The sequence below is a fragment of the Halomonas maura genome (genome assembly GCF_030409305.1).
Classification (GTDB): domain Bacteria; phylum Pseudomonadota; class Gammaproteobacteria; order Pseudomonadales; family Halomonadaceae; genus Halomonas; species Halomonas maura.
Genome location: NZ_JAUFPQ010000012.1, coordinates 48,569 through 73,544, shown reverse-complemented (window position 1 = coordinate 73,544; position 24,976 = coordinate 48,569). Strand labels below are relative to the sequence as shown.

21 protein-coding genes and 2 riboswitches are annotated in these 24,976 nt (G+C 72.0%); of the genes, 4 read left to right on the top strand and 17 right to left on the bottom strand.

Going from position 1 to position 24,976, the window contains the following annotated elements:
* The first annotated feature begins 69 nt into the window (after positions 1-69).
* Positions 70-813, top strand: a complete 744-nt coding sequence (locus tag QWY76_RS05800) for a cobalt-precorrin-6A reductase (protein ID WP_290310165.1) — start codon at positions 70-72, stop codon at positions 811-813.
* Positions 814-1,022: 209 nt separating this feature from the next.
* Here the strand turns inward: QWY76_RS05800 and cobJ are convergent, their stop codons facing one another.
* From cobJ to QWY76_RS05750, 10 genes are read right to left on the bottom strand one after another with little or no spacing between them, the layout of a single operon-like run.
* The gene (cobJ, locus tag QWY76_RS05795) at positions 1,023-1,805 is read right to left on the bottom strand and encodes a precorrin-3B C(17)-methyltransferase (protein WP_290310164.1); all 783 of its coding nucleotides are present in this window, start codon (positions 1,803-1,805) and stop codon (positions 1,023-1,025) included.
* Positions 1,802-2,554, bottom strand: a complete 753-nt coding sequence (gene cobI / locus QWY76_RS05790; protein WP_290310163.1) for a precorrin-2 C(20)-methyltransferase — start codon at positions 2,552-2,554, stop codon at positions 1,802-1,804. Before cobI ends, cobJ begins: the two co-directional genes overlap by 4 nt.
* The gene (locus QWY76_RS05785) at positions 2,551-3,180 is read right to left on the bottom strand and encodes a precorrin-8X methylmutase (protein WP_290310162.1); all 630 of its coding nucleotides are present in this window, start codon (positions 3,178-3,180) and stop codon (positions 2,551-2,553) included. The genes cobI and QWY76_RS05785 overlap by 4 nt, the downstream gene beginning before the upstream one ends.
* A gap of 2 nt (positions 3,181-3,182) precedes the next feature.
* Complete coding sequence (locus QWY76_RS05780) at positions 3,183-4,415, bottom strand: ferredoxin-like domain-containing protein (protein ID WP_353960394.1); 1,233 nt, start codon at positions 4,413-4,415, stop codon at positions 3,183-3,185.
* The gene (gene cobN / locus QWY76_RS05775) at positions 4,412-8,359 is read right to left on the bottom strand and encodes a cobaltochelatase subunit CobN (protein ID WP_290310161.1); all 3,948 of its coding nucleotides are present in this window, start codon (positions 8,357-8,359) and stop codon (positions 4,412-4,414) included. Before cobN ends, QWY76_RS05780 begins: the two co-directional genes overlap by 4 nt.
* A complete protein-coding gene (gene cobW, locus QWY76_RS05770; protein WP_290310160.1) occupies positions 8,359-9,459 on the bottom strand; it encodes a cobalamin biosynthesis protein CobW in 1,101 nt (366 codons plus the stop codon). The genes cobN and cobW overlap by 1 nt, the downstream gene beginning before the upstream one ends.
* Entirely contained in the window at positions 9,456-10,859 is a 1,404-nt protein-coding gene (locus QWY76_RS05765) for a cobyrinic acid a,c-diamide synthase CobB (protein WP_290310159.1), read from the bottom strand. The genes cobW and QWY76_RS05765 overlap by 4 nt, the downstream gene beginning before the upstream one ends.
* Complete coding sequence (locus QWY76_RS05760; protein WP_290310158.1) at positions 10,856-12,661, bottom strand: AAA family ATPase; 1,806 nt, start codon at positions 12,659-12,661, stop codon at positions 10,856-10,858. The genes QWY76_RS05765 and QWY76_RS05760 overlap by 4 nt, the downstream gene beginning before the upstream one ends.
* Before the next feature lie 7 nt (positions 12,662-12,668).
* Positions 12,669-13,430 carry a CbtA family protein gene (locus QWY76_RS05755; RefSeq protein ID WP_290310157.1) on the bottom strand — a complete coding sequence of 254 codons (762 nt, stop codon included), beginning with the start codon at positions 13,428-13,430 and terminating at the stop codon, positions 12,669-12,671.
* Between the two features lie 20 nt (positions 13,431-13,450).
* Positions 13,451-13,642, bottom strand: a complete 192-nt coding sequence (locus tag QWY76_RS05750) for a CbtB domain-containing protein (RefSeq protein ID WP_290310156.1) — start codon at positions 13,640-13,642, stop codon at positions 13,451-13,453.
* A gap of 35 nt (positions 13,643-13,677) precedes the next feature.
* A riboswitch (cobalamin riboswitch) is annotated at positions 13,678-13,890 on the bottom strand.
* 218 nt (positions 13,891-14,108) lie between these two features.
* Between QWY76_RS05750 and QWY76_RS05745 the strand changes: the two genes are divergently transcribed.
* From QWY76_RS05745 to QWY76_RS05735, 3 genes are read left to right on the top strand one after another with little or no spacing between them, the layout of a single operon-like run.
* Positions 14,109-15,125: an ABC transporter substrate-binding protein gene (locus QWY76_RS05745; protein WP_290310155.1), complete on the top strand. Its 1,017-nt coding sequence runs from the start codon at positions 14,109-14,111 to the stop codon at positions 15,123-15,125.
* Between the two features lie 17 nt (positions 15,126-15,142).
* Positions 15,143-16,225, top strand: coding sequence for a FecCD family ABC transporter permease (locus QWY76_RS05740; protein WP_290310154.1), 1,083 nt, complete (start codon positions 15,143-15,145; stop codon positions 16,223-16,225).
* Positions 16,225-16,989 (top strand): ABC transporter ATP-binding protein, encoded by a 765-nt coding sequence (locus QWY76_RS05735; protein ID WP_290310153.1) that lies wholly within the window; start codon positions 16,225-16,227, stop codon positions 16,987-16,989. Before QWY76_RS05740 ends, QWY76_RS05735 begins: the two co-directional genes overlap by 1 nt.
* A gap of 19 nt (positions 16,990-17,008) precedes the next feature.
* Here the strand turns inward: QWY76_RS05735 and QWY76_RS05730 are convergent, their stop codons facing one another.
* From QWY76_RS05730 to QWY76_RS05700, 7 genes are all read right to left on the bottom strand, one after another.
* Complete coding sequence (locus tag QWY76_RS05730) at positions 17,009-18,913, bottom strand: PTS fructose transporter subunit IIABC (protein WP_290310152.1); 1,905 nt, start codon at positions 18,911-18,913, stop codon at positions 17,009-17,011.
* Between the two features lie 122 nt (positions 18,914-19,035).
* Positions 19,036-19,818, bottom strand: a complete 783-nt coding sequence (locus tag QWY76_RS05725; RefSeq protein WP_290310151.1) for an ABC transporter ATP-binding protein — start codon at positions 19,816-19,818, stop codon at positions 19,036-19,038.
* Positions 19,815-20,813 (bottom strand): FecCD family ABC transporter permease, encoded by a 999-nt coding sequence (locus QWY76_RS05720; RefSeq protein ID WP_290310150.1) that lies wholly within the window; start codon positions 20,811-20,813, stop codon positions 19,815-19,817. The genes QWY76_RS05725 and QWY76_RS05720 overlap by 4 nt, the downstream gene beginning before the upstream one ends.
* Positions 20,800-21,699 carry a cobalamin-binding protein gene (locus QWY76_RS05715; RefSeq protein ID WP_290310149.1) on the bottom strand — a complete coding sequence of 300 codons (900 nt, stop codon included), beginning with the start codon at positions 21,697-21,699 and terminating at the stop codon, positions 20,800-20,802. Before QWY76_RS05715 ends, QWY76_RS05720 begins: the two co-directional genes overlap by 14 nt.
* On the bottom strand, positions 21,699-23,519 hold the full coding sequence (locus QWY76_RS05710; protein WP_290310148.1) for a TonB-dependent receptor domain-containing protein: 1,821 nt from the start codon (positions 23,517-23,519) through the stop codon (positions 21,699-21,701). Before QWY76_RS05710 ends, QWY76_RS05715 begins: the two co-directional genes overlap by 1 nt.
* Before the next feature lie 133 nt (positions 23,520-23,652).
* Positions 23,653-23,870: riboswitch (cobalamin riboswitch) on the bottom strand.
* Positions 23,871-23,890: 20 nt separating this feature from the next.
* A complete protein-coding gene (locus tag QWY76_RS05705; protein WP_290310147.1) occupies positions 23,891-24,343 on the bottom strand; it encodes a bifunctional adenosylcobinamide kinase/adenosylcobinamide-phosphate guanylyltransferase in 453 nt (150 codons plus the stop codon).
* Positions 24,295-24,945, bottom strand: coding sequence for a histidine phosphatase family protein (locus QWY76_RS05700; RefSeq protein ID WP_290310146.1), 651 nt, complete (start codon positions 24,943-24,945; stop codon positions 24,295-24,297). The genes QWY76_RS05705 and QWY76_RS05700 overlap by 49 nt, the downstream gene beginning before the upstream one ends.
* Positions 24,946-24,976: the final 31 nt, after the last annotated feature.

Here is a 24,976-nt window from a genome sequence, read left to right as displayed (position 1 = left end):
TCGCTTCGGCTTGTCACCGGCGCTCCTTCTGCCAAGTGTTTGAAAGTGAAAAGAGCTCAAGAAGCTTCCATGAAAGTCCTGATTCTCGGCGGTACCACCGAAGCCAGCGCCCTGGCCCGCGCCCTGGCCGAGCGCGAGATTCCCGCGCTGTTCAGCTATGCCGGTCGCGTCACCGCGCCCAAGCCGCAGCCGCTGCCCACCCGCGTCGGCGGCTTCGGAGGCGTGGACGGGCTGGCCGCCTTCCTTACGGCGGAGCGCATCACCCACCTGGTCGACGCCACCCATCCCTTCGCCGAGCGGATGAGCCGTAATGCCGTGGCCGCGGCCGCGCGGACGGGCACCCGACTGCTCGCCCTGACCCGGCCGCCCTGGGCGCCTCAGCAGGGCGATCGTGGACAGCAGGGCGATGACTGGCAGCGGGTCGATAGCATCGAGTCGGCGGTGGCGGCGCTTTCCGGCCCGCCGCAGCGAGTGCTGCTGGCGATCGGCCGCATGCATCTGGCCGCCTTCGCCGTCCGCCCCGAGCACCACTACGTGCTGCGGCTGGTCGACCGGCCCGACACCCCGCCGCCGCTGGCGCGCCATACCCTGACCGTCGACCGCGGCCCCTTCACCCGCGAGGGCGACCTGGCCCTGCTGCGCGAACACGGTGTCGAGCGCCTGGTGTGCAAGAACGCCGGCGGCACGGGGGCCGCGGCCAAGCTGGCCGCCGCCCGCGAACTGGGGCTGCCGGTGGTGATGATCGACCGACCGGCGCTGCCGCCCCGCCGCGAGGCGCACAGGGTCGACGACGTACTCCACTGGCTGGGGTAGAGGGTGTCTACAAATTACTGCGCTCGGCCATGCGACGTTGAAATCAGCCTTAAAATGCTCATTTACAACCTCGTAAACTCGCACGCGAGCCCGGTCCGTTTTGCGGCAGATTTCGCCTTGTGACCCACAAGGACGTGGGAAATGCGTTGGCCCGTAGGGAACGGGCCTAGCCCCGACCGTCGCTCGTGACAATTGTAAACACCCTCTCATCATTGCGCCGCTTCCGAAGACGGCACCGAACGCGGCGTATAGACCCACTCGCCCTCTTCTCCCGCCCTGCCCGGGATCCGTCGCGTCAGGCTCGAGCCCACCATCACCAGGGTGCGCATGTCGGCCATCTCCGGCGTCGCCTCGCCCAGGGTGGTGACGCGCAGGCGCTCCTCCGGCGTGGAGACCGCGCGGGCGAACATGATCGGGCGTTCGTCGCCGCAGGCCTCGCGCAGCACCGTCAGGGCCCGGGCGAAGCCCTCCGGCCGCGAGCGGGAGCGCGGGTTGTAGAAGGCCATGGCGAAGTCGGCCTCGGCGGCCAGCCGCAGGCGCTTCTCGATCAGCGCCCAGGGCTTGAGGTTGTCGGAGAGGTTGAGGCAGCAGAAGTCGTGGCCCAGCGGCGCGCCGAGCCGCGCGCTGGCGGCCAGCATCGCCGAGACCCCCGGCAGCACCTGGATGTCCAGCGCCCGCCAGGCCGGCTCGCCCGCCTCCAGCGCCTCGAACACCGCCGCGCCCATGGCGAACACGCCGGGGTCGCCCGAGGAAACGACCACCACCCGACGGCCCTCGGCGGCCATCTCGAGCGCCTGCTCGGCACGGCGGATCTCCTCGCGGTTGTCCGAGCCGTGGCGGGTCAGCCCCGTCCGCGGCGCGACCCGCTCGACGTAGGGCACGTAGCCCACAACGTCGGTGGCCTGTGCCAGCGCGCTCGAGGCCTCCGGAGTGATCAGCGCCTCGCTGCCCGGCCCCAAACCGACAATCCTCAGCCATCCTTGATCGCTCATGGCCGCCTCCCGTCGCCATGGATCACCAGGATCGAGAAGTAGGGCACGCGCTCGCCGGCATCGCGCAGCGGCACCACCCGCTGCTGGGCCATGGAGGCGTACTCGATCAGCCAGGCCTCGTCCGCGCGGCCGGCGCTTTCCAGCGCGCGGCGCAGCTTGTCGAGGTGGCGGCCGATCTTCATCACCACCAGGGCGTCGGTGCGCGCGATGCGCTCGGCCAGCCTCTCCTCCGGCTGGGTCGCGGTCAGCACGGTCAGCACGTCGTCGCCCCAGGTGATGGGCCGGCCCGTTGCCGTCCAGGCGGCGGACATGCCGGTGATGCCGGGCACCACTTCCACGGCCACCCTTCCCTGCAAGCGGGTATAGAGGTGCATAAAGGAGCCGTAGAAGAAGGGATCGCCCTCGCAGAGCACCGCCACGTCGTGGCCGGCCCCGGCGATCTCACTCAGTTGCGCGACCTGGCGTGCGTAGAAGGCCGCCAGCCATTCGTTATAGCGCGGGTCATCGAAGGGAATCTCGGTGGTGACCGGATACTCCATCGGCAGCTCGACGGCATCACGCGCCAGCATGCCCTCGACGATGGTGCGGGCGTGCCCGGTGCGCCCCTTCTTGCGGAAGAAGGCAACGTGGGTGGCGCCGCGGATCAGCCGGTCGGCGCGCACGCTCATCAGGTCCTGGCTGCCGGGGCCGAGGCCCACCCCATAAATCGTGCCGGGTGTAGTGCAGGAAAGAGTCTCGGGCGTCGTCATTCGCGGCGATCCGCCATGGCGTTGATGGCGGCCACCGTCACCGCGCTGCCGCCGAGCCGGCCGTCGACGATGGCGCAGGGCGCCGCACCGCTCTGCCACAGCGCCTGCTTGGACTCCGCCGCGCCGACGAAGCCCACCGGGCAGCCGACGATCGCCGCCGGGCGCGGGCAGTCCGGGTCCTCGAGCATGTTGAGCAGGTGGAACAGCGCGGTCGGCGCGTTGCCGATCGCCACCACCGCGCCGTCCAGATGGGGCCGCCACAGCTCCAGTGCCGCCGCCGAGCGGGTGTTGGCCATCTCGCGGGCCAGGCCCGGCACCCGCTCGTCGTGCAGGGTACAGATCACGGCGTTGTCCGCCGGCAGGCGCTGGCGAGTGATGCCCTCGGCGACCATGCGCGCGTCGCAGAGGATCGGCGCCCCACCCTCCAGCGCCGCCCGCGCGCGGCTCACCGCGTCGTCGCGGAAATGGACGTGCGGCGCCAGCGCCACCAGGCCGGCGGCGTGGATCATGCGCACGGCCACCGGCTCCTCCTCGGGCGAGAAGCGAGAAAGCTCGGCTTCGCGCCGTATGATGGCGAAGGACTCCCGGTAGATCGCCGGTCCGTCAGTTTCATAGACGTAAGGCATCCCTATTTGTTCTCCTTCAGAGCAGCCAATACCTCGGCTTCGCTTAGGCCGGTCGCGACCGGCGTGTCGTCGGCGCGTCCGCCCAGAATCAGGTCAAAGCGGCCATCGCGCCCCGTCAGGCAGAGCTCGGCCGGGCGGCTTCGGGCGCAGCCCTTGGCGCAGCCGGAAATATGCACTCGGCCGATATCTCGCTGGCCAGTGCGCTCATCCCGCCGCTCGGCCAGGCGCTCTCTCCACTTCTCGGCCATCGAAAGCGCCAGGCCCAGGGTCGCCACGCTGGCCTGGGCGCAGTAGGGCGCGCCCGGGCAGGCGTCCATGGCCAGCCGCGGGTCGCGCGCGTCATGGATCAGGCCCGCGGGCGGCTCGCCGCCGCCGTCGTTCATGTTCATGCGCCTGCCTTCCAGCAGCAGGCGTCGCCAGGGCGTCACCCGAATCCCGGTGATCGCCTCGGACGCGAGCGCGGCACGCAGCGTCGAAGCCGGCGCCCGGCCGAAGGGCAGCCCGACCACCCGGCCGGCGGGATGCGCGCCCAGCGCCAGGCTCGGCGCATCATCGAACGCTGCCGCCGGCACGGCGACGGCCGCCGCCCACTCCGGCAGCGGCGCGGTGAAGCGCCGCATGCGCCCGGCCTCGAGGCCGCCGGCGTCGACGAACCACCGCGCCAGGCGCGTCATCAGCGCGACGGCGGCCTCGACATCGTCGACCGGGGTGCCCAGGGCGCGCCCGTCGGCCCGCACCAGCAGGCCGCCCTCGCGCGAGCGTTCGAGGCGCAGGTCGGCGGAGGCCTCGGTCAGCGCCGGCAATGGGCCGGCGTCGAGGGCCAGGCCCCACTTGCCCGGCAGCGTCGGCCAGGCGTCGAGGCGCTCCTGCAGCAGACGCGCCGCCCGATGGGTGGCATCGCCGTCGCGCCAGTCCGGGGCGAGCAGCAACGCCGGGCGGCGCTCGGCCTCGGCGTCCGGGGCCACCAGGCGGTGTTCGACGAGATGGGCCATCAGCGCGGGCCAGCCGGCCTCGCTCACCCCGCGCAGCTGCAGATTGGCGCGGCGGGTGAGCTCGATCAGCCCACTGCCCCAGGTCTCGGCGGCGTCGCACAGCGCCAGTCCCTGCGCCCGGGTGAGCCGGCCCATCTCGGGACGCACCCGCACCAGCAGGCCGTCGCCAGTGGCCATGGGCCGCCAGGCGCCGGGGCACCAGCCGCGAACGCGGGGTGACGTGGTCGAGACGCGCCCTTTCAAGACGCCGTCTCCCGCCGCTCATCGAACTCGAGCAGCAGGTCCTGCAGAGCGGTGCCGCGTTCGCCGGCGTCCTCCCACAGGCCGCGCTGGACCGCCTCCAGCAGCCGCTCGGCCATCTCCTCCAGCGCCGCGGCGTTGTGCTCGCGCAGGAAGCGCTGGTTGGCCTCGTCGAGCACCAGGGCATCGGTCACCTGGGCGTACTGGTAGTCGGCCACCAGCTCGGTGGTGGCGTCGTAGGCGAACAGGGTGTCCACGGTGGCGGCCATCTCGAAGGCGCCCTTGTAGCCGTGCTCGCGCATGGCCTCGATCCACTTGGGATTGAGCACCCGGGAGCGGATCACCCGGGCCAGCTCCTCCTTCAGGGTGCGGATCCGCGGCCGCGCCGGGTTGGCGTGGTCGGCGTGATAGACGGCCGGCGCCTCGCCGCCCAGGGCGCGGCCGGCGTTGGCCATGCCGCCCTGGAAGGCGTAGTAGGTGCTGGAATCGAGGATGTCGTGCTCGCGGTTGTCCTGGTTGTGCATCACCGCCTGCAGGCCCCCGAGCTGGCGCTCGAAGGCGCGCCGTGCCCCGGCGCCGGATTCGGGGAACTGGCCGTAGGCGTAGGCGCCGGCCGCGAGATAGGCCTCGGCCAGCTCACTGGCGTCGTCCCAGCCCCGGCCATCGATCAGCCGGTTCAGGCCGGTGCCATATTCGCCTGGCCGGCTGCCGAACACCCGGTAGCCGGCCTCCCGCTCGGCCGCCTCGGGCGACAGCCCGGCGGCCTCGAGCTCGTCGCGGCGCGCCTCGACCGCCGCGCGGATGGTGTTGCCATTGCCCGGCTCGTGGTAGTCGGCCACCGCCCGCACCGCGGCGTCGAACAGCCGGATGACGTGGGGGAAGGCGTCGCGGAAGAAGCCGGAGACCCGCAGGGTGACGTCCACCCGGGGGCGGCCCAGCAGCATGCTGGGGATCACCTCCACGTCGACCACCCGCTGGGAGCCCAGCGACCAGATCGGCCGCACGCCCATCAGTGCCAGGGCCTGGGCGATGTCGTCGCCGCCGGTACGCATGGTGGCGGTGCCCCAGATCGACAGCCCCAGCCGGCGCGGGTAGTCGCCGTGGTCCTGCAGGTAGCGCTCGACGAACGCCTGGGCCGAGGCCTCGCCCAGCGACCAGGCGGCGGGCGACGGCACGGCGCGGTTGTCGACGCTGAAGAAGTTGCGCCCGGTGGGCAGCACGTCGAGCCGGCCGCGGCTGGGCGCGCCGCTCGGGCCGGGCGGCACGCAGCGCCCGTCGAGCCCGTCGAGCAGCGCGCCGATCTCCCGCTCGGCGCCGTGGCGCATGGCGGCCCAGAGGCCGTCGCGGGCGTGGCGACACAGCGCCGCGGTGGCCGGATAGTCGCGGGCCAGCGCCTCGAGGTCGCCGGATGCCGGGACGACGCCGGATGCCAGCACATGGTCTTCGACCAGCCGCTCGGCGAGCTTTTCCAAGCGCTCGCGGGTGTCGGCGGCGCTGCGCCAGGGCGCATCGCTCAGATCCATCAGCGCCGCCGGCCGCGGCCCCGGCCAGGGTTCGGCGCCGGCGGCCAGCGGATCGAAACGGATGCCCTTTCCATCCGGCTCGCGCAGCCCCAGATCGTCGGCCAGGGCATGCAGCAGGCCCTGGCGCTCGGGGCCCTCGCCCCGCGGCAGGCGCAGGATGGCGACCAGGGTCGCCGCCCGCTTGTCCGCCGGCGGCAGGGTGCCCAGTACGTGCAGGCCGTGGCGGATCTGGGCCTCCTTGATGTCGCACAGGTAGGTGTCGAGCTCGTTGAGCAGGCGCTCATCGTCGCCCTGGCAGGCGTCATCCGCGTTAGCCGCCGACTGGCTGAGCTCGGCGTCGATGCCGGTGCGCTTCAGGTGGTCGAGGATGCGCTCGCGCAGCAGGGCCTCGCGGCGCGGGTCCATGCCCAGCGCCTGGTAGTACTCGTCGGTCAGCGACTCGAGCTCGGCCAGATCGCCGTAGAGCTCGGCCCGGGCCAGCGGCGGCATCAGGTGGTCGATGATCACCGCCTGGCTGCGGCGCTTGGCCTGGGCGCCCTCGCCCGGGTCGTTGACGATGAAGGGATAGAAGTGCGGCAGCGGCCCCAGGGCGACGTCCGGCCAGCACTCGGCCGAGAGCGCGGTGCTCTTGCCGGGCAGCCACTCCAGGTTGCCGTGCTTGCCGACGTGGATCACCGCGTCCACCCGGTAGTGCTCGCGCAGCCACAGGTAGAAGGCCAGGTAGCTATGGGGCGGCACCAGCTCGGTGTCGTGGTAGCTCCTGGTCGGATCGGCGTCCGGGGCGTCGTCCAGACCTGTGTCGATGTCCCGTGCCGGCTGGATGCCGACGAAGGTCTCGCCGAGGCGAATGCCGGCGATCAAGAGCCGGCCCTGGCGATGCTTGGGGTCGTCCTCGGGGGCGCCCCAGCGCCGCCAGACCGCCTCCTGCAGCGAATCCGGCAGGGTGCGGAACCAGGCCAGGTAGTCGTCGACGGCGAGGCTCTGCCAGCTGCCGCGCCAGGCAAGCGACTGCGGGTCGTTGGTCACGCTGCCCTGCAGCCGGCGGATCAGCTCGTCGCCGTCCACGGGCCGGTCCGCCAGCGGATAGCCGGCGTCTTCCAGCGCGCGCAGCAGCTGGACCGTCGAGGCCGGGGTATCCAGGCCGACGCCGTTGCCGATGCGGCCGTCCCGGGCGGGATAGTTGGCCAGCACCAGCGCCAGGCGCTTGTCGGCGTTCGGCGTGTGGCGCAGCCGCGCATAGCGCCGGGCCAGCGCGGCGACGAAGGCGGCGCGCTCGGGGTGCAGGCGATGGCGGGTCACCGACAGCTGGCAGCGCTCGCTGTAGTGGGACTCGGCCTTGAAGCCCACCGCCCGGGTGATGACGCGCCCGTCCATCTCCGGCAGCACCACCTGCATGGCGACGTCGCGGCTGTGCAGGCCGGCGGCCTTGTCGCGCCAGTCCTCCTCGGGGCTGCTGGCGAGTATCGCCTGCAGCACCACCGGCCGACCGACGAACAGGCTGTCCAGCTCCTCATACCGTTCTTCGCCGAGCGCGCCGCCGGCGACCTCGCCCTCGTCGGGCTCGCGGTTGACCGAGAAGCCGGTGGTGTTGACCACCAGGCCGGCACCGGTCTGCTCGATCAGGTGATCGACGAAGGCCACGCAGGCCTCTTCCTTCAGCGAGGACACCGCCACCGCCAGGGGCGCCAGGCCCTCGGCCTCGAGCGCCGCGATCAGGCCGTCCAGCACCGCGGTGTTGGCGCCCTGCAGGTGGCTGCGATAGAACAGCAGCAGGCAGACCGGGCGCGAGGGGTCACTCGCCTTTCGCCACTCGGCGAGCGTGGCATTCCGGCCGTCGCCTGCCGCATCCGGCAGATAGAGCAGCGCCGAGGGAATCGCCCGGGGCTCGCGCCACGCGAGCGGCGTTCCCGGGCCCTGTTGCAGACCTTCGGCGTCCAGACATTCCGCGGCGACGAAGCGCAGCAGCTGCTCGGCGTTGTCGGCGCCGCCCTCGCGCAGGTAGCGCCACACCCGATAGGCGGCATCGAACGACACGCTGGAGGCCTCCAGCAGGGCGTCGTCCGGGGCGTCGCAGCCCGGCACCAGGATCAGCCGCCGTGTCGAGTCCGCCGCCGCCCAGGCCAGCAGTCGCTCATGGCCGTACCGCCAGTAGGCGCTGCCGCCGAGCAGCGAGACGATCACCAGGCGCGCGTGCTCCAGCACCCGGTCCTCGTAGAGGTCATAGGCGGCCGGCTTGACCAGGTTCATCCAGTTGGCGAGGCGCACCGAGGGATAGTCGTCTCCCAGCCGCTCGACCGCCTGGGCCAGCGCCGACAGGCTGCTGTCGGCGGCCGACAGGATCACGACCTCGGCGGGCGCCTGCTGCAGGTCGACGATGCCCTCGTCGTCGACGAAGCCCCCGGGCTTGGCCGCGAACAGGTGCATCAGGCGGGCGTCGCGCTCTCGGCGCCCGCCAGGGCGGTCTGCAGCGTCTCGCGGTCGAGCCCCCGGCCGATGACGACCAGCTCGGTATGGCGCGGCTCGTCCTGGGCCCACAGCCGATCGTAGTAGCCGTCCAGCCTCTCGCCGACGGCCTGGATCACCCGGCGCATGGGCTTGCCGGGAATCGCCGCGAAGCCCTTGGCGCGATAGATCTGGTGGGCCGTGAGCAGCGCGGCCAGGCGCGCCTCCAGCGCCTCGGCGTCGACCTCGCCCAGGCGAATCACCACGCCGTCGAAGTGGTCGTGGGCGTGGTCGTGATGGGCGCCCTCGGCGTGGTGGCGATCGTGGTGGTTGTCGATGCGGTCGATGCCCTGCTCGCTCGCCGCGCCGATGCCCATCAGGGCCTCCAGGCGGCTCGCGTCGGCGGCCAGGCTCGGATCGATAAACAGCGTCTTCACCGAGACGGGGACTTTCTGGGCCACCAGCGCCTCGACCCGCCGCCGCTCGTCCGCCGAGAGCAGGTCGCTCTTGCTGACCAGCACCAGGTCGGCGGCGCTCAGCTGGTCGTCGAGCAGCTCGCGCAGGCTGGGGTCGTGATCCAGGCTGTCGTCGGCGAGGCGCTGGGCCTCCACCCGGTCGACGTCGCTGGCGTAGCGGCCGGCGGCCACCGCGGGGCCGTCGACCACGGTGATGATGGCGTCGACGGTGCAGTGCTGGCGCACCTCCGGCCAGTTGAAGGCCTGCACCAGCGGCTTGGGCAGCGCCAGGCCGCTGGTCTCGATCAGGATATGGTCGATGTCGTCGCGGCGGGCCACCAGCTTCTTCATCACCGGCAGGAATTCTTCTTCTACCGTGCAGCAGATGCAGCCGTTGGCCAACTCATAGATGCCGCCGTCCTCGTCGAGCGCCACCGCGCCTTCTTCCTCGCAGCCGATGGCGCAGCCGCGCAGCAGGCTGGAGTCGATGTCCTGCTCGCCGAACTCGTTGACGATGACGGCGATGCGCTTGCCGGTGATCTGACGCAGGATGCCGGCCAGCAGCGTGGTCTTGCCGCTGCCCAGGAAGCCGGTGACCACCGTGGCGGGAATCTTGTCGAGTTTCATGCTTGGCATTCCTTTGTCGAGTCGGTCAGCGAGGCTTGGGGGGACAAACAGCCGTCGGCCTCGACCGCGTCCGCGCCGAACAGGCGGGCCACGGCGGCGGGGTTGTCGGGGAAGAACAGGTGCAGGTAGGACGCCGTCAGGCGCCGCGAGCGGTAGATCGCCTCACCCGGCGCAGGATGGCGCTGGCGCCGGCCATGGGCGATGGGCGCCGGCGTGCCGCTGGCCTGGGAGCGGTGATGGGCGTGGCCGCGAACCGGCCCCTCGGGCAGCTCGGCGGTCTGCATGCCCTGGCAGCCGCGCCGCCCGCGCATGGCGCCCGCGCCGGGCAAGAGCCCCAGCATGGCGTGGGTCTCGTCCTGCTGATCGGTGAGCGTCTCCAGGCAATAGAGCAGCCCGCCGCACTCGGCGAGTATCGGCAGGTCCGCGGCGAAGGCCCGGCGGATGTCGTCGCGCAGCGCGGCGTTGGCGGCCAGGCCGGCGGCGTGCAGCTCCGGGTAGCCTCCCGGCAGCCACAGCGCGTCGCAGGCCGGCAGGGCGCGATCGGTGAGCGGCGAGAAGAAACACAGCCTCGCCCCCATGCGCTCGAGCAGGTCCAGGTTGGCCTGATAGACGAAGCTGAAGGCGGCGTCCCGCGCCACGGCGATGGTGCGACCGGCCAGCCAGGCCGGCGGCGCGGCCGCCTCGCTGGGCGCGGGGGTGAAGGCCACCGGCGGCAGCCCCAGCAGGGCCTCGGCCAGGCCCTCGGCGGCGAGCGCCTCGGCGCCGGCGTCGAAGCGCGCCTCCAGGTCGTCGCGGATCTCCTCGGCCTGGACCAGCCCCAGGTGCCGCTCGGGCAGCGCCAGGGCCGGATCGCGGGGCATCGCCGCCAGCAGCGGCACGCTCGCCGGCAGCGCCGCCTCGATCAGCTCGCGATGGCGCTGTGATCCGCAGGCGTTGGCGATCAGCCCGGCGATCCGGACGTCATCGCGGAAGCCGGCCAGGCCGGCCACCAGCGCCGCCGCGGTCTGGGCCATGCCCTTGACGTCCATGACGATGACCATCGGCAGGCCGAACAGCGCGGCGAGATCGGCGCTGGAGGGCTCGCCGTCGAACAGCCCCATGGCGCCCTCGACCAGGATCAGGTCGGCCTCGCGGGCGGCCTCGAACAGGCGCTGGCGGCAGTAGGCCTCGCCGGCCATCCACAGGTCGAGCTGATCGACCGGCTCGCCCGAGGCCTGGGCCAGCACCCGCGGGTCCAGGTAGTCGGGGCCGGTCTTGAAGACCCGCACCACCCGGCCCCGGCGGCGCAGCATCCGCGCCAGCGCCGCGGTCACCGTGGTCTTGCCCTGGCCCGAGGCCGGCGCGGCGACGAACACCGCCGGGCAGCTGACGGCGTTCTCGTGCGTGCTCGTGTCTTTCACGGGGAAGCCTCCAGGCCGGCCAGCGGCCGGTAATCGGCGCCCAGCGCACGGGCGATGTCGCGTCCCCGCCCGCGCTTCACGGCGGCGCTCTCGGTATCCACGACCACGCAGTCGCCGAGCGGCGGCAGGCCGCTCAGCGGCTGGCGGGTGCGGCCGTCGGTGATCAGGTAGGTACGCACGTGCAGGCCGGCGTCCTGGCGACGCCACTGGCGGACCAGCCGCGCCGCGTGCCGCACGGCCTCGCGCAGCGGCGTGCCGCCGCCGCCGGGCGCGGCGTCGAGCCGCTCGAGCAGGTCCTTGGGCGCGCGACGCCTGGGCTGAAGGGTGGCCACACCCTGGTTGCCAAAGCCCAGCACCGCGATCTGCTCGCGGGCGGCGTAGGCCTGGCGCGCCAGGCAGTCGACCACGCCCTTGGCGCGGCCCAGCAGGTGCCGGCCGAGGGTCGAGGCGGAGGTGTCCAGCAGCACGAGGTGCAGCATCGGCTGGCCCGTGCGGGGGCGCCGATAGCGCAGACGCCGCCAGGGCCACTGCCCGCGGTTCTCGACCAGGGTCGCGAACCAGTCCGGGCGCGCCGTCTCACGGCGGTCTTGTTGAGAGCCTCGAGTGCGACGCTGCCCCGCCTGACGGCCGGGTCGCCGGCTCGACGAGGCGGACGAACGCGAGGCCACGCCGCTCTTCGACTCGGCGCTGGTGGCGTCGGGCAGCGACGGCATCCGCGCGCTCACGCTCGGCTGCGCCACCGGCGGCATGGCGCCCCACTGGCCCTGGGGTTGTGAATCGGCACCCGGCTCATGTGAGCCGCCGAAGGCCGGCGCCTGCGAGGCGCCGCCCTGGTGCTGGTGGCCCGAGCGATCGCGGCCCGGATCGTGCGGGTTCGGCCCGCCCCGGTCGGGGCCATGGCCGCCCGCGCCGTCGTCGGGCGGCGCCTCGGGCGCGACGGTGCGGCGGTGGGCCAGCACCCAGGGCTCGACGGCGTCCAGATCCGCCCGGCTGACCCGCGCCTCGCCGTGCCAGGCCGCGTGGGCCCGGGCGGCACGGTGCCAGGTCACGTCCGCGCGCATGCCCTCGACGCCGGCGGGCTCGCTGCGCTCGGCGATATGCGCGTAGACCCAGGGCTCGGCCGTGATCGCGCCCAGCCGCTCGCGGGCCTCGGCCAGGCGCCGGGTCAGCGCCGCCTGCTCGGCCTCGTGGGCGTCGACGAAGGCCCGGGGGTCGCGGTCGAAGGCCTCGCGCTGGCGCAGGATCGCCACGCGCTCGGCCACGCCGGGGCTCGCCGCCTGCTCGACGCACAGGCCGAAGCGGTCGAGCAGCTGGGGGCGCAGCTCGCCCTCGTCGGGGTTCATGGTGCCGATCAGGCTGAAGCGCGCCGGGTGGGCGTGGCTCAGGCCATCGCGCTCGACGCGGTTGACCCCGCTGGCCGCCACGTCGAGCAGCAGGTCGACCAGCGAGTCCGCCAGCAGGTTGACCTCGTCGACGTACAGCAGGCCACCGTCGGCGCGGGCCAGCAGGCCCTCCTGGAAGCGCGCCTCGCCCTCGGCGAGCACCCGCTGCAGGTCCAGGCTGCCGGTCAGGCGCTCCTCGCTGGCGCCCAGCGGCAGGCTGACCAGCGACGGGCGCCGGCCCTCGGCGTCGTCCGGCAGGATCGCCGCCAGCGCCCGGGCCAGGGTCGACTTGGCGCTGCCCTTGGGGCCGCTGATCAGCACGCCGCCGAGGCGCGGATCGATGACGTTGAGCAGCAGCGCGGTCTTGAGCGCCGGCTGGCCGACGACGGCGACGAAGGGAAACTCGGGCACGGCGGTCATGGCATCCTCACGTCGCCGGACCGGGCATCGTCGCCGTCTCCTGGAGACGCCGCAGGGCGATGGCACACAGCAGGCCGGCCAGCAGCCAGAAGGCCAGGTTGGTCAGGCCGGAGGCCCAGAGGAAGGCGTGGTGCAGCTCGCCCAAGGCCTGCACGGCCTGCGGATCCGGGTGCGTGAACAGCGGGCCGTCGTGGCCGGGCACCCAGGCATGGGGCACCAGCAGCAGCGCCGGCCCGATGCCGCGGACCCAGCCTCGCGCCAGGATCAGCAGCCCCAGGCCGGCCGCAGCCGAGGCGACCGTGGCGAGCCACCACCACTGGCGTGCCTCGAGCGGCGCCGCCGCCGCGCCGGGAATTTCGGGCGGCAGGCCGAGGGAGGGCGCCACGAACACCGCGAGAAAGCCGAGCCCGCCCATCACCAGGCCGTGCCATGGCGTCATCCTCAACCGGCCACGCTCGCCGAGCAGGCTCATCAGCACCAGCAGCACGGCGGCGAAGCCGATCCCGGCGAAGATGTTGGAGACGGCCGTGTAGAACAGCCGCTCCCCCCCGTCGTCGGGGGCCCAGGTCGCCTCGTCATGGTGATGGCCCGCCTGGCCATCGTGCCGGTGGGCATGCTCGGCGGGCTCGTGCCCCCCGGCGGTCTCGTACTGTTCGGCAGCCAGCAGGATCGGGGTGACGCCCAGGGACTGCATGGCCGTCGTGGCCAGTCCCAGGACGGTGCCGATCAGGCAGGCGAAGAACACCAGCGAACGCAGCGGACGTAACATCGGCATGTCTCCTGGTCGCGTCAGTGGCAGGGGAACACGAAGGAGTGCCGGCTATCGTGCGCCGCGTTGTGCGCCGCACTCATCGGCAGGAACCCCACGGCGTAGAGCACGAGAGCACCGAAGAGCACGACGGCCGCACGCTGGCAGGCCATCGAGACCGGGGAGACGGAACGGGAAACCCGCCCGGAGGAAGACACGGAAGTCATGGACATGAGGGATCCTTTCGGTGCCCACCGCACCGTTATGGGATGACACGGAACGACAGGCCGGTCTCCGGGCTCGAAGGCGACATCTGCCGAGGCAGCATGTCGTGATCTGCACCTTCCCGGCGGGACGCCAGTGGTCGTCGCAGATCGCGCTTCATTACCGTTGCGGGGGCAGCGATGGAATCGGCCGAGGCCTTACCATACTTCCCGATTATCCCCTGACCATCAGGGGCACCTGTCTTCGAACGGGTATCCTAAGGTACCGGCCGTGCCCCGCGCAATCGACACGGCAAGCGCCCCGCCGACCTTGCCAGTCAAAAATGATATGTTATAACATAATATCAAGATCACTCGATCAGCCTCGCGCGCATGCCGCAGAGAGCGAGTCGAAGGGAGTGGAAAAGGCATCGAAACTCGTGGCAATCTCCTGGCGCCGGTCGGCCACCTCATCCCCCCACCTGGACACAGCCGCATGACTCTCGCTCGCAAGGTACTGGCAATGCTCTCGCTCGTCCCTGCCTCATCCGCCGTGGCAGAGGCGACCCATTTTCCACTGACGGTGATGAATTGCGGCCGGGAAATTCACGTCGCTTCCGCACCGGATCGCACCGTCACCGTCGGCCAGTCGGCTACCGAAATCCTCTATGCATTGGGCGTCGCCGATCGCGTCGTTGGCACCTCGGTCTGGTTCAATCCGGTGCTGCCGCAGTTCCGCGAACGCAATGCCGATATCGAGCGCATCGCCGACAATGACCCGAGCTTCGAGGGCGTGGTGAAGCGCAAGCCGGAACTGGTCGCCGTCCAGTACGAGTGGCACGTCGGCCCCACCGGCAGCGTGGCGACCCGCGACCAGTTCCATGACCTGGGCATCAATACCTATATCATGCCCGCCGACTGCGATACCAAGGACAATGCCACCGGCGGCGACGGCACCCGCACCGCCGCCTTCTCGACCGGTTCGATCTACAAGGGCATCCACGAGCTGGCCACCATTTTCGACGTTCAACAGGCGGGCGACACCCTGGTAGACGACCTGGAGGCTCGCGAAAAAGACGCCATTTCCAGGGCCAAGGACCTGGCCCTTCCCGATGACCTGTCGGCGGTCTTCTGGTTCTCTTCACCCGACGGCTCGGCGGATCCCTACGTCGCCGGAAGGCTCGGCGCGCCTGGCTACATGATGGATAAGCTCGGCATCCGCAATGTCATCCAGTCAGACGAGGAATGGCCGACCGTCGGCTGGGAATCGATCGCCCGGGCCGACCCGGACATCATCGTGGTGGCCCGCATGGATCGCCGCCGCTACGCGGCGGACAGCGTCGAAGCCAAGCTCGATTTCCTGCACAACGATCCCGTGGCGCGCGAGATGTCGGCGGTGAAGAACGGCCACATCATCGAGATGGATGCCCACGCCATGAGTGCCACGATGCGCACGATCTTCGGCCTCGAGGCGCTGGTCGATGCCCTGGCGACCCAGCCTTTCGATCGATGACCGGCGCTCTTCGATCCATGACGTCGGCCACGGCAGCCGCCGCCCCGACACGTTCGGCTAGGTCAGCGCCCTCGGCGTGGCACTGGTGCTGGCTGACGCCGCTGCTGCTGCTGCTCGCGGTGATGGCGGGCACCGCGATCGGCGAGACCTCGATCCCACTGGATTCCATCCTCGAGGTGCTGGCCAACCGGCTGTGGGGAGCGGAGTTCCCGGTGGATCGGATCGATGCCGGCATCATCTGGAGCTACCGCCTGAGCCGAGCCCTGCTCGCGGCCTGCTGCGGCGCCGGGCTGGCGCTGGCCGGGGTCGTGCTCCAGGCGCTGCTGCGCAATCCGCTGGCCGATCCCTTCCTGATGGGGATCTCCGCCGGCGCCTCGACCGGTGCCGTGTCGGTCGCCATCCTCGGGCTCGGCGCCGGCACCCTGACGCTATCGCTCGGCGCCTTCGCCGGGGCGGGCCTGGCCTTCGGCCTGGTGGTGCTGCTCGCCCACGCCGCCGGCAGCGGCACCGGGGGCGGCCGCGCGACCCAGGCCGCGGGGGCCATCATCCTCGCCGGTATCGCCGGCTCACAGCTGTTCAACGCCGTCACCGCGCTGATCATCGCCAAGTCGGCGAGCGCCGAGCAGGCCCGCGGCATCATGTTCTGGCTGATGGGCAACCTGTCCGGGGTGCGCTGGGACGATGTCGCCCTGGGGCTGCCCGCCGCCCTGGCCGGCCTGGCGATCTGCCTGTGGTATCGACGCGCCCTGGATGCCTTCACCTTCGGCGCCGACAGCGCCGCCTCGCTGGGCATTCCCGTGCGCCGGGTGCGGGGTGTGCTGATCGCCGCCATGGCGCTGGTGACCGCCGCCATGGTCTCCATGGTCGGCGCCATCGGCTTCGTCGGGCTGGTGATCCCCCATGCCATGCGCTTTCTCGTCGGCAGCCGCCACACCCGTCTGGTGCCGGCATCGGCGCTGGCCGGCGCCGTCTTCCTGATCGGCGCGGACGTGCTCTCGCGCATCCTGGTGCCCGGCCAGGTGCTGCCGATCGGGGTGGTCACGGCGCTGATCGGGGCGCCGGCCTTCGCCCTGATCCTGATCCGCGGCGCGAGGTCATGATGAGACTGAGCGCCGAACACCTCGGCTGGCGGGTCCACGGCCAGCGGCTGCTGGACGACGTCAGCCTGACGGTGGAATCCGGCGAGACCCTCGGCCTGGTCGGCCCCAACGGCTCGGGCAAGACCACCCTGCTGCGCGTGCTGGCCGGGCTGCGCCGGCCGAAGGTCGGGCGCGTGCTGGCGGACGGACGGCCGATGCGTGACATGCGCCGACACGAGATCGCCCGCGCCATCGCCTTCGTCGAGCAGCAGGCGGACACCCTCGACCGCCTCGAGGCACGCCAGGCGGTGGCCCTGGGGCGGACCCCCTTCCTCTCCCCGCTGCGCCCGTGGTCCGAGCGCGACGACGCCATCGTCACCCGGGCCCTGGCGGACGTCGACATGCTGCCTCTGGCGGACCGCCTCTGGCACACGCTCTCCGGCGGCGAGCGCCAGCGCGTGCATATCGCCCGCGCCCTGGCCCAGCAGCCGAGCGCCCTGCTGCTCGACGAGCCCACCAACCACTTGGACATTCGTCACCAGCTGTCGATCCTGCGGCTGGTCAGGCGGCTGCCGGTGACGGTGGTCATCGCCCTGCACGACCTCGACCAGGCCATGGACTGCGACCGCATCGGCGTGATGGAGGGCGGACGCCTGGTCGACATCGGCCCGCCCCGGCAGGTACTGACCCTAGAGCGGCTGCGGCGCACCTTCGGCGTGCACGCCGACCTCCTCGACGACCCCGAGCAGGGCCGCCCCGTCCTGCGTTTTCGCCACGCCCTGTAAACCCAGGGACACGCCCATCTCACGGCCCCGATGAACAAGGCGGGTCCAGGCGGACGTCGACGGGGAGGGCCGGTTTCAGGCTGCCGACCAGCAGGGCGCTGGCCAGCGAGCCGAGGGCGATCGCCAACAGGTAGTGAAACGGGTGCTCGACCAGCGGGATGACGAAGACGCCGCCATGGGGGGCCGGCAGTTGGCAGCCGAAATACATCGACAGACCGCCCGCCAGCGCCGCGCCGACGATGCAGGCGGGCAGCACCCGGAGCGGGTCGGCGGCGGCGAACGGGATGGCGCCTTCGGTGATGAAGGAGGCGCCGAGCACGAAGCAACTCTTGCCGGCGCGCCGCTCGTTGGCGCCGAAGCGACTGCGAAACAGCAGCGTCGCCAGCCCCATCGCCAGCGGCGGCACCATGCCGCCGGCCATGACCGCCGCCTGGGGTAGATGGTTGCCCGCCGCGATGGCGGCGATGCCGAAGGTGTAGGCCGCCTTGTTGACCGGCCCGCCGAGGTCCACCGCCATCAGTCCGCCCAGCAAGGTGCCCAGCAGGATCAGGTTGCCGATGCCGAGCGCCCCCAGCCAGTTCACCAGCGCGCTGTTGATATCGGCCAGTGGCATGAGCAGGAGGTACATCAGACCGCCGGTCAGCAGCAGGCCGATCACCGGGTAGATCAGCACCGTCTCCACCCCCTGCAGGCTGCGTGGCAGATGGCGGCAGAGATGGCCGACGGCCAGCATCAGATAGCCCCCCAGCAGGCCGGCGATCATGCCGCCGAGAAAGCCGCCGCCGGAATGCACCGCCATGAAGCCGCCGACCATCGCCGGCATGAAGCCGGGCCGGTCGGCGATGCTCATGCCGATGAAGGCGGCCAGCACCGGTATCATCAGGCCGAAGGCGCCTTCGTTGCCGCCCAGGGTCATCAGCGCGGCCGCCAGTGGGTGGTAGTTGGGGCTGTCCGGGTCGAACGCCTCGACGCCGAACATGAAGGAGAGCGCGATCAGTATGCCGCCGCCGACGACGAACGGCAGCATGTTCGAGACGCCGTTCATCAGGTGCTGATAGATGCCGGGCCGGGTCGCGGCCGGCCGCGGCCCGGCATCGTTCCCCTCGCCGGCGTAGGCCGTCGCCTCCCCGCTCAGGGCCCGTTCCAGCAGTCCCTTCGGGTCGCGGATCGCGTCCCGTACCGGCACCCTGATCAGCTTCTTGCCGGCGAAGCGATCCATATCGACCCGCGTATCGGAGGCGATGACGATCGCGTCGGCGGCGGCGATCTCCTGCTCGGTCAACCTGTCCCGCTCGCCGATGGCGCCGCGGGTCTCGACCCGGATCGGCAGCTCCATCCGTTCGGCGCAGACTTTCAGCGCATCGGCTGCCATATAGGTGTGCGCGATGCCGGTCGGGCAACCGGTCACCGCCGCCACCCGAGGCAGCGCCGGACCGGCGGCATCGGCGGATGCCTCGACGGCGTTGGCATCCTGGGTGTCACTGGCCATCAGGCCGAGCACCTCGTTGGCGCTGCCCGCCTGCAGCAGGCCCTGAATAAAGTGCGAATCCTGCATATGCCGAGTCAGCGTGGCGAGGATATCCAGATGTTCCTCGGCCACCGCCTCGGTTTCGGCAATCAGGAAGAAGATCCGGCTGGGCCGATCGTCGAGCGAGCCGAACTCGATTCCATCCGCCGCGATGCCCAACGCGATCGCCGGCGAGCGGACCGCGTCGGTGCGCGCATGGGGGATGGCGATGCCGTTCTCGAGTCCGGTCGGAAACTGTTCCTCACGCTCGAGGATCGCCTCCCTGAACGCTTGCGGATCGAACAGCTTGCCCGCCTTGGTCAGCACCTCGATCAGCTCGTCGAGAATCTCGGACTTGGTGTGTCCCTGCAGGCGCAGGCAGACCGTATCGGTACTGATCAGGCTGGTAACCTCCATCGCGTTCCCCGTCGCCGATTATTGTGTGGAGCTTAGACGGTTTTCCCGACGGCTAACGGTCGGTGGCAGGCGCTCTCCTCTCCCCCGGGGCCGGCTCCCGTCCCCTCGGAGCGCCTTGCCTGTCACCTCGCGGGTACGAAGACGGGGGCGCCATCCAGCCAGGCGGTGACCAGCCGCTGGTCATAGAGGCGCTCCAGGGCGGCGGGCGTCAGCATCGCCTCGGCCGGCCCCCAGCAGGCCTGGCCGTCGGGATAGAGCAGCAGCAGGTGGCTGCACCAGCGGGCCGCCAGATTGAGGTCATGCAGGCACATGATCACGCCCCGGCCCCGCTCGGCCTGCCCGGCGAGCAGGGCCATGGCCGCCACCTGATGGTGGAGATCGAGGTGGTTGGTGGGCTCATCGGCGAGCCAGATATCCGGCGCCTGGGTCAGCACCGTGGCCAGGCTGACCCGCTGGCGCTCGCCGCCGGAGAGGGTCGCGAGCTCCCGCTCGGCGAGATGGGAGAGCTCCAACCGGGCCAGGGCGTCGTCCGCGCGGGCGAGGTCCTCGGGACCCTCCTGCCGCCAGGGCGAGAGGAAGGGATGGCGGCCGATCAGCGCGGTCTCGCGTACCGTGGCCGGGAAGTCGTCGTGGCGCTCCTGGAAGACCACCCCCAGCCGTCGAGCCAGCGCGCGGCGCCGCCAGCGGGCCAGCGCTCGCCCGTCGAGGCTCACCTCCCCGGCCCGCGGCGGACGCAGCCCGGCCAGGGTATGCAGCAGGGTGGTCTTGCCCGCGCCGTTGGGCCCCAGCACCCCCCAGCGCTGGCCGGGGGCGACGGCGAGATCGAGCGGCCGGCCATCCGGGCGCCCCGGCACGTCGATGACCAGCCCCTTGGCGATCAGGCCCCGCGCTGCCAGGCCGCTCATCGCTGGCTCCGCTGCAGCAGATAGAGGAAGGTCGGCACCCCGAGCAGCGCCGTGATCACGCCCACCGGCAGCTGCTGCGGCGCGATCAGGGTACGCGCCAGGGTATCGGCCAGGGTCAGCAGGGTGCCGCCGGCCAGGAGGCTCGCCGGCAGGATCCGCCGCTGGTCGTTGCCGAGCCGCAGGCGCAGCATGTGCGGCACCATCAGGCCGACGAAGCCGACGCTGCCGGCGGTGGTCACCGCCACCGCGGTGACCAGGCTGGCCAGCAGGTAGAGGGTCCACTCCAGCGGCCGCACCGCCACGCCCAGGGCGGCGGCCTGCAGCCCGCCCCGGGCCAGCACGTTGAGCGTGCGCCCCAGCGGCAGCACGACGGCCAGGCCGAGCGCGGCCACCGACAGCACCGGCCAGGGGCTGCCCGCGTAGGCCAGATCGCCCATCAGCCAGTAGAGCATGCCGGGCAGCCGTTCCACCGGGCTCACCGCCAGCAGGAAGGTGATCAGCGCGCCCCACCCCGCGGCCATCACCACCCCGGTGAGCAGCAGCCGGGTGGGCGTCCAGCTGCCGCCGCCATGGGCCAGGCCGAAGACGATCAGCGTCGAGGCGAGCGCCCCGGCGAAGGCCGCCCCGGAGACCAGCGCCATCCCCCAGCCGGCGAGCATGGCGGCCAGCGCCGCCACCGAGGCGCCCCCGGAGAGCCCCAGCACATAGGGGTCGGCCAGCGGATTGCGCAACAGGATCTGCATCAGCGCCCCGGCCATCGCCAGCAGCGCACCGGTGCCGAAGGCCGCCAGCGCCCGGGGCAGGCGCAGCTCCAGCAGCAGGGTGCGGTGCAGGGCCTCGCCGTCGCCGGCCAGCACCGCGACCAGCTCGCCGGGGCTCAGGGCGACGCTGCCGAGGGCCAGGGCGAGGAGCTGCGACAGCAGCGCGGCCAGGGCCAGCCACACTAGCGGCCCCCGCAGTCGCGGCGACGAGCGCAGTACCCTAGCGCCGTTCACGGGCCGTCTCCAGATGGGCGCAGAGCGCCCGGGTGCCCTGCACCAGCCGCGGCGTGGCGCGCTGGACCAGGTCCGGGTCGACGACGAAGAGGTTGTCGCGGCGCACCGCGGTCAGCTCGGGAAAGGCGCGCCAGGCCTCGAGCCAGCTGGAATCGGCCTTGCCCATGCCGCCGGTGACGATGACCTCGGGGTCCCGGGCCAGCACCGCCTCGACGCCGATGCGTGGTACCAGCGGCGCCTCCCCGGCGAACGGGTTGTCGCCGCCGCACAGCGCCAAAGCCCGGCTGATCCAGTGCTCGCCGTTGACGGTCATCAGCGGCTGCTCCCAGACCTGGTAGAAGACCGGTACCGCAGCGGCATCGGCATAGCGTGCGCGCAACTCGGCCACCTCGCCGCGCAGCCGCGTCGCCGCGGCCCGCCCCGCCGCCTCGCTGCCGGCCAGGACGCCGAGGCGCTCCAGGCTCGAGGCGATGGCGGCGAAGTCGCCGGCGTCGGAGAAGAAGACCGGCAGGCCGAGCGCCGCCAGGCGGTCGACCTGCTCGCGGGGATTGCCGCCGGCCCAGGCCACCACCAGGTCGGGCGTCAGGGCCAGCAGGGCCTCGAGGTCGAGGCGGTCGTAGCTGCCGACCCGGGGCAGCGCCCGGGCCGCGGGCGGATAGTCGCTGAAGCTGACCGCCCCGACCAGGCGCTCGCCGGCGCCGGCGGCGAACAGCAGCTCGGTGACACCGGGCGAGAGCGCGACGATGCGCCGGGCCGGGGCGTCCAGGCAGACCTCGCGGCCGGCGTCGTCGCTGACGCAGACCTCGGCCCGGGCCGCGCCAGGCAGGCCGACCCCGAGCCACAGGGCCAGGGTCGCCATCCAGAGACCGCGACGGCGCCTGATCATCACTCGCCGAAGCGCACGCTGAGGAAGGCGGCGCGACCGGCATTCAGGTAGTCGCGGCCGCTGAAGTCGCGGGCCGTGACCACGTCCCGGTCGAGGACGTTCTCCAGCGTCAGCCGCGTCGACCACAGCGGCGCGAACTGCCAGCCGGCCCGCAGGTTGACGATGCCGAAGCCGGGCAGCCGCTCGTCGTTGGCGGCGTCGTTGTAGCGCTGGCCCTGGGCGATCAGGGAACCGCCGAGGGTCCAGTCGCCCAGCGTGCGGTCGGCATCCAGCCGCAGGCTGCGCGAGGCCCGGCGCACCAGGCGGTTGCCGGTCTCGCGGTCCTCCGGGTCGACATAGCTCAGCGCCGCGCGCAGGGTCCAGTCCAGCACCTCGGCACCGGTGGCGAGCTCCACCCCGCGGATGCGGGCCTGGTCGACGTTGAAGGGGGCGAAGCGGCCATCGACCAGGGTATTGGCGATCAGGTCGTCGACCTCGGTGCGGTAGACCGCCAGGTCCCAGAAGCCCTTGCCGAACTGGCCGCGCAGGCCCAGCTCGACGGTCTCGGAACGCTCCGGATCGAGATCCGGGTTGCCGAAGCCGGGCCAGTAGAGCTCGTTGAAGGTGGGCGCCCGGAAGGCCGTGCCGTAGCTGGCCCGCAGGGTGTGATGGTCGTCGAGGTCGTAGCCCAGCGCCAGGCTGCCGGTGACTTCCTCGCCGAAGGCCTCGTTGTCGTCGTGGCGCAGGCCGGCCTGGACGGAGAATGGCGAGAAGTCCATCAGCGCCTGGGCGAAGGCGGCGACGTTGTCACGCTTCGTCTCGGTGAAGGCGGTGGTGCCGGTGACCTCGTCCTCGCTGTATTCGGCACCGGCGACCAGCTCGTGGGGGCCGAGCGCGAGGGTGTTCTCCCAGCGCGCGGTGTGGGTGCGCGTATCGATCACGGAATCGCCGAAGGCATCGGTGTTGTCGCTCTCGTCGCGGGCCTCACTGAGGGTCAGGCGGCTGGTCCAGGCGTCGGTCACCGGCAGCTCGCCGTAGAGGCCGGCCACCTGCTGGACGAAATCGCTGTCGCCGCCGACGAACTCGGTGTTGCCCCGGGCGCGCAGCGCGAGCACGCCGACCTCGGCACCGTCCGCGAAGGTGTGCGAGAGCCGCGCGAAGCCGGTGGTGTTGTCATAGCCCTTGTCGCCCTCTCCCTCGACGACCTCGGTGCCCTCGGTGGCGAAATGGCTGGCCGAGAAGGCGTAGCGGGTGCCCCCCTCGCTGCCCGACAGCGAGGCGCTGGCCCGGCGGCTATCGAAGCTGCCGCCGCCCAGGGTGATGCTCGGCGAGGGCCCGCCCTGTCCCTCGGGAGTGAACAACTGCACCACCCCGCCCACGGCGTCGGCGCCGTAGAGGCTGCCCCGCGGCCCCCGTACCACCTCGACGCGCTCGAACATCCGCGGCTCCAGGAACTGCCAGGCCGGGCCGCCGGCGGTGGCGGAGCGCAGCCGGATGCCGTCGATCATCAGCAGCGTCGACTCGCTGCCGGTGCCGCGCAGGAAGATGCTGCTGGTCTTGCCGAAGCTGCCGTTGGTGGTGACATCCACGCCGGGCTGGGCGCGCAGGATGTCGGTGATGGCCGTGGGATCCTGGCGGCGCAGCGCCGCCTCGTCGAGGACGGTGACCGAGGCCAGCGACTCGCTGGTGGTCCGGGGGGCGAGGGTCGCCGAGACCACCAGCGGGTCGAGGCGCAGCGCGGTCTCGGTGACACTGTCGTCGGTCTCGGCGGCGCCGGCCAGCGGCGCCGCGACCAGGCACAGGGCGGCCAGGCCCCGACGGCGGAAGAGCGGTGTGGTCATGATCGTGTTTCCCAGGGCCGCACGCACCCGTGCGGCATGAACCCTCGAAGGCCGGGCGGGAGGGGCTGCGGGGCGGGATCATCGGCGCCAGGTTCACGGCGAGTCGCCCTGCCCTCGGTTCGCCCTCCGCTGTCCAGGCATGCGCTCACAGGCCGGTCTCCGGGCTGACGAGGGAGGCGCTGGCGCCTCGGGACCGCCGCCTTCCCGTGCCGGGCACAGTGGCGAATGGCGGTCCTTGACTCGATCACCGTTGCGGGGGCAGCGTCGGACTGGCTGAGCGCGTCACCGACTTCCCGTTTCATCCCGGCCCTTCTTGTCGGGGCCTGGGTCACCTGAGAGTGGCCGTAAGCTAGCAACCGGCTGTGGGGGCGTCAACGCGCATGCCCCGCGGGCTTGACCTGGCGCAGGCAACGCACCAGCCCGTGGCGCACGTACCAGACCGCCTCGGCATGGGCCGCGGCGTCCTGGGCCAGCCAGCCGGCCAGGTCGCGCAGGCGGCGATCCTCCGCCGCCATCGGCACGATCCCGCGGCCCATCTCCGGCACGATCAGCACGACCTCGCCGCCCGTCTGGCGCTCGACCTCGCCGATCGCCGCCAGCTCGTCGGCCAGTCTCCCGCGCAGCCGATCGTCGTCGGGCGCCTCGGCCAGGGCTCGGGCAAGCCAGTCGACCCAGCCGGTGAGGACCAGGGACACCGCCGGGCTCAGGTGATCCCGCCAGCCTTCCGGCCCGGCCTCGTCCACCCGATACCAGACGGCATCCGGGAAACGCGCCGCTACGGTGTCGCGCTTGCCGGCGCAGGCACCGCCGATGAACAGCTGCATTGCCAGTCGCCCCCCTGACGAATGAAGACGAAACGGCGGCCCTGTGCCTGGCCGACCACCCCGTCCCAGAAATCCACCGCCTCCAGGCGCCGGCGCATCTCGCGGATCGCGCCCCCATGGCTCACCGCCAGCACACGGCGGTGGCCAGACTCGCTGGCCTCGGCCAGCACGCCCTGCAGCCAGGCCGAGAGCCGGGCCCACAGATCCTCGGCCGACTCGCCGCCCGGTGTGGCCCGCCTGCCATGGCTGTCTACCCAGGCCCGATAGTCCGGGTCGTCCTTCAGCGCCGCCCAGGTACGGCCCTCGTAGTCGCCGAAGTCCAGCTCGCGCAGCCGGGCATCGAAGCGCGGCGTCACCCCGCGCTCCTCCCGCCCTTTTCCTTCCAGAAGATGGGCCAGCGTCTGGCGACAGCGGGTGAGGTCGCTGCAGTGGACGGCGTCGAAGGCAATATCCGCCAGGGCGTCGCGCAGCCGATCCATGTCCGCCAGCGCGTCGGGCAGCAGCATCGGGATGTCGCGCTGGCCCTGGTAGCGGCGCTCGCGGTTCCAGGCGGTGAGGCCATGGCGCACCACGACCAGCTCGAGTCGGGCCATCTCGCTCATGAGCGATCCTCGCCCCGACACGGCCCGGCTG

Coding starts and splice junctions, on each gene's coding strand:
- QWY76_RS05700 (WP_290310146.1), bottom strand. CDS start 24,945: ATGAGCGAGATGGCCCGACTCGAGCTGGTCGTGGTGCGCCATGGCCTC.
- QWY76_RS05735 (WP_290310153.1), top strand. CDS start 16,225: ATGAGACTGAGCGCCGAACACCTCGGCTGGCGGGTCCACGGCCAGCGG.
- cobW (WP_290310160.1), bottom strand. CDS start 9,459: ATGAAACTCGACAAGATTCCCGCCACGGTGGTCACCGGCTTCCTGGGC.
- QWY76_RS05745 (WP_290310155.1), top strand. CDS start 14,109: ATGACTCTCGCTCGCAAGGTACTGGCAATGCTCTCGCTCGTCCCTGCC.
- QWY76_RS05705 (WP_290310147.1), bottom strand. CDS start 24,343: ATGCAGCTGTTCATCGGCGGTGCCTGCGCCGGCAAGCGCGACACCGTA.
- QWY76_RS05725 (WP_290310151.1), bottom strand. CDS start 19,818: ATGAGCGGCCTGGCAGCGCGGGGCCTGATCGCCAAGGGGCTGGTCATC.
- QWY76_RS05760 (WP_290310158.1), bottom strand. CDS start 12,661: ATGACCGCCGTGCCCGAGTTTCCCTTCGTCGCCGTCGTCGGCCAGCCG.
- cobN (WP_290310161.1), bottom strand. CDS start 8,359: ATGCACCTGTTCGCGGCCAAGCCCGGGGGCTTCGTCGACGACGAGGGC.
- QWY76_RS05750 (WP_290310156.1), bottom strand. CDS start 13,642: ATGTCCATGACTTCCGTGTCTTCCTCCGGGCGGGTTTCCCGTTCCGTC.
- QWY76_RS05715 (WP_290310149.1), bottom strand. CDS start 21,699: ATGATCAGGCGCCGTCGCGGTCTCTGGATGGCGACCCTGGCCCTGTGG.
- QWY76_RS05730 (WP_290310152.1), bottom strand. CDS start 18,913: ATGGAGGTTACCAGCCTGATCAGTACCGATACGGTCTGCCTGCGCCTG.
- QWY76_RS05755 (WP_290310157.1), bottom strand. CDS start 13,430: ATGTTACGTCCGCTGCGTTCGCTGGTGTTCTTCGCCTGCCTGATCGGC.
- cobI (WP_290310163.1), bottom strand. CDS start 2,554: ATGACGACGCCCGAGACTCTTTCCTGCACTACACCCGGCACGATTTAT.
- QWY76_RS05785 (WP_290310162.1), bottom strand. CDS start 3,180: ATGCCTTACGTCTATGAAACTGACGGACCGGCGATCTACCGGGAGTCC.
- cobJ (WP_290310164.1), bottom strand. CDS start 1,805: ATGAGCGATCAAGGATGGCTGAGGATTGTCGGTTTGGGGCCGGGCAGC.
- QWY76_RS05800 (WP_290310165.1), top strand. CDS start 70: ATGAAAGTCCTGATTCTCGGCGGTACCACCGAAGCCAGCGCCCTGGCC.
- QWY76_RS05740 (WP_290310154.1), top strand. CDS start 15,143: ATGACGTCGGCCACGGCAGCCGCCGCCCCGACACGTTCGGCTAGGTCA.
- QWY76_RS05710 (WP_290310148.1), bottom strand. CDS start 23,519: ATGACCACACCGCTCTTCCGCCGTCGGGGCCTGGCCGCCCTGTGCCTG.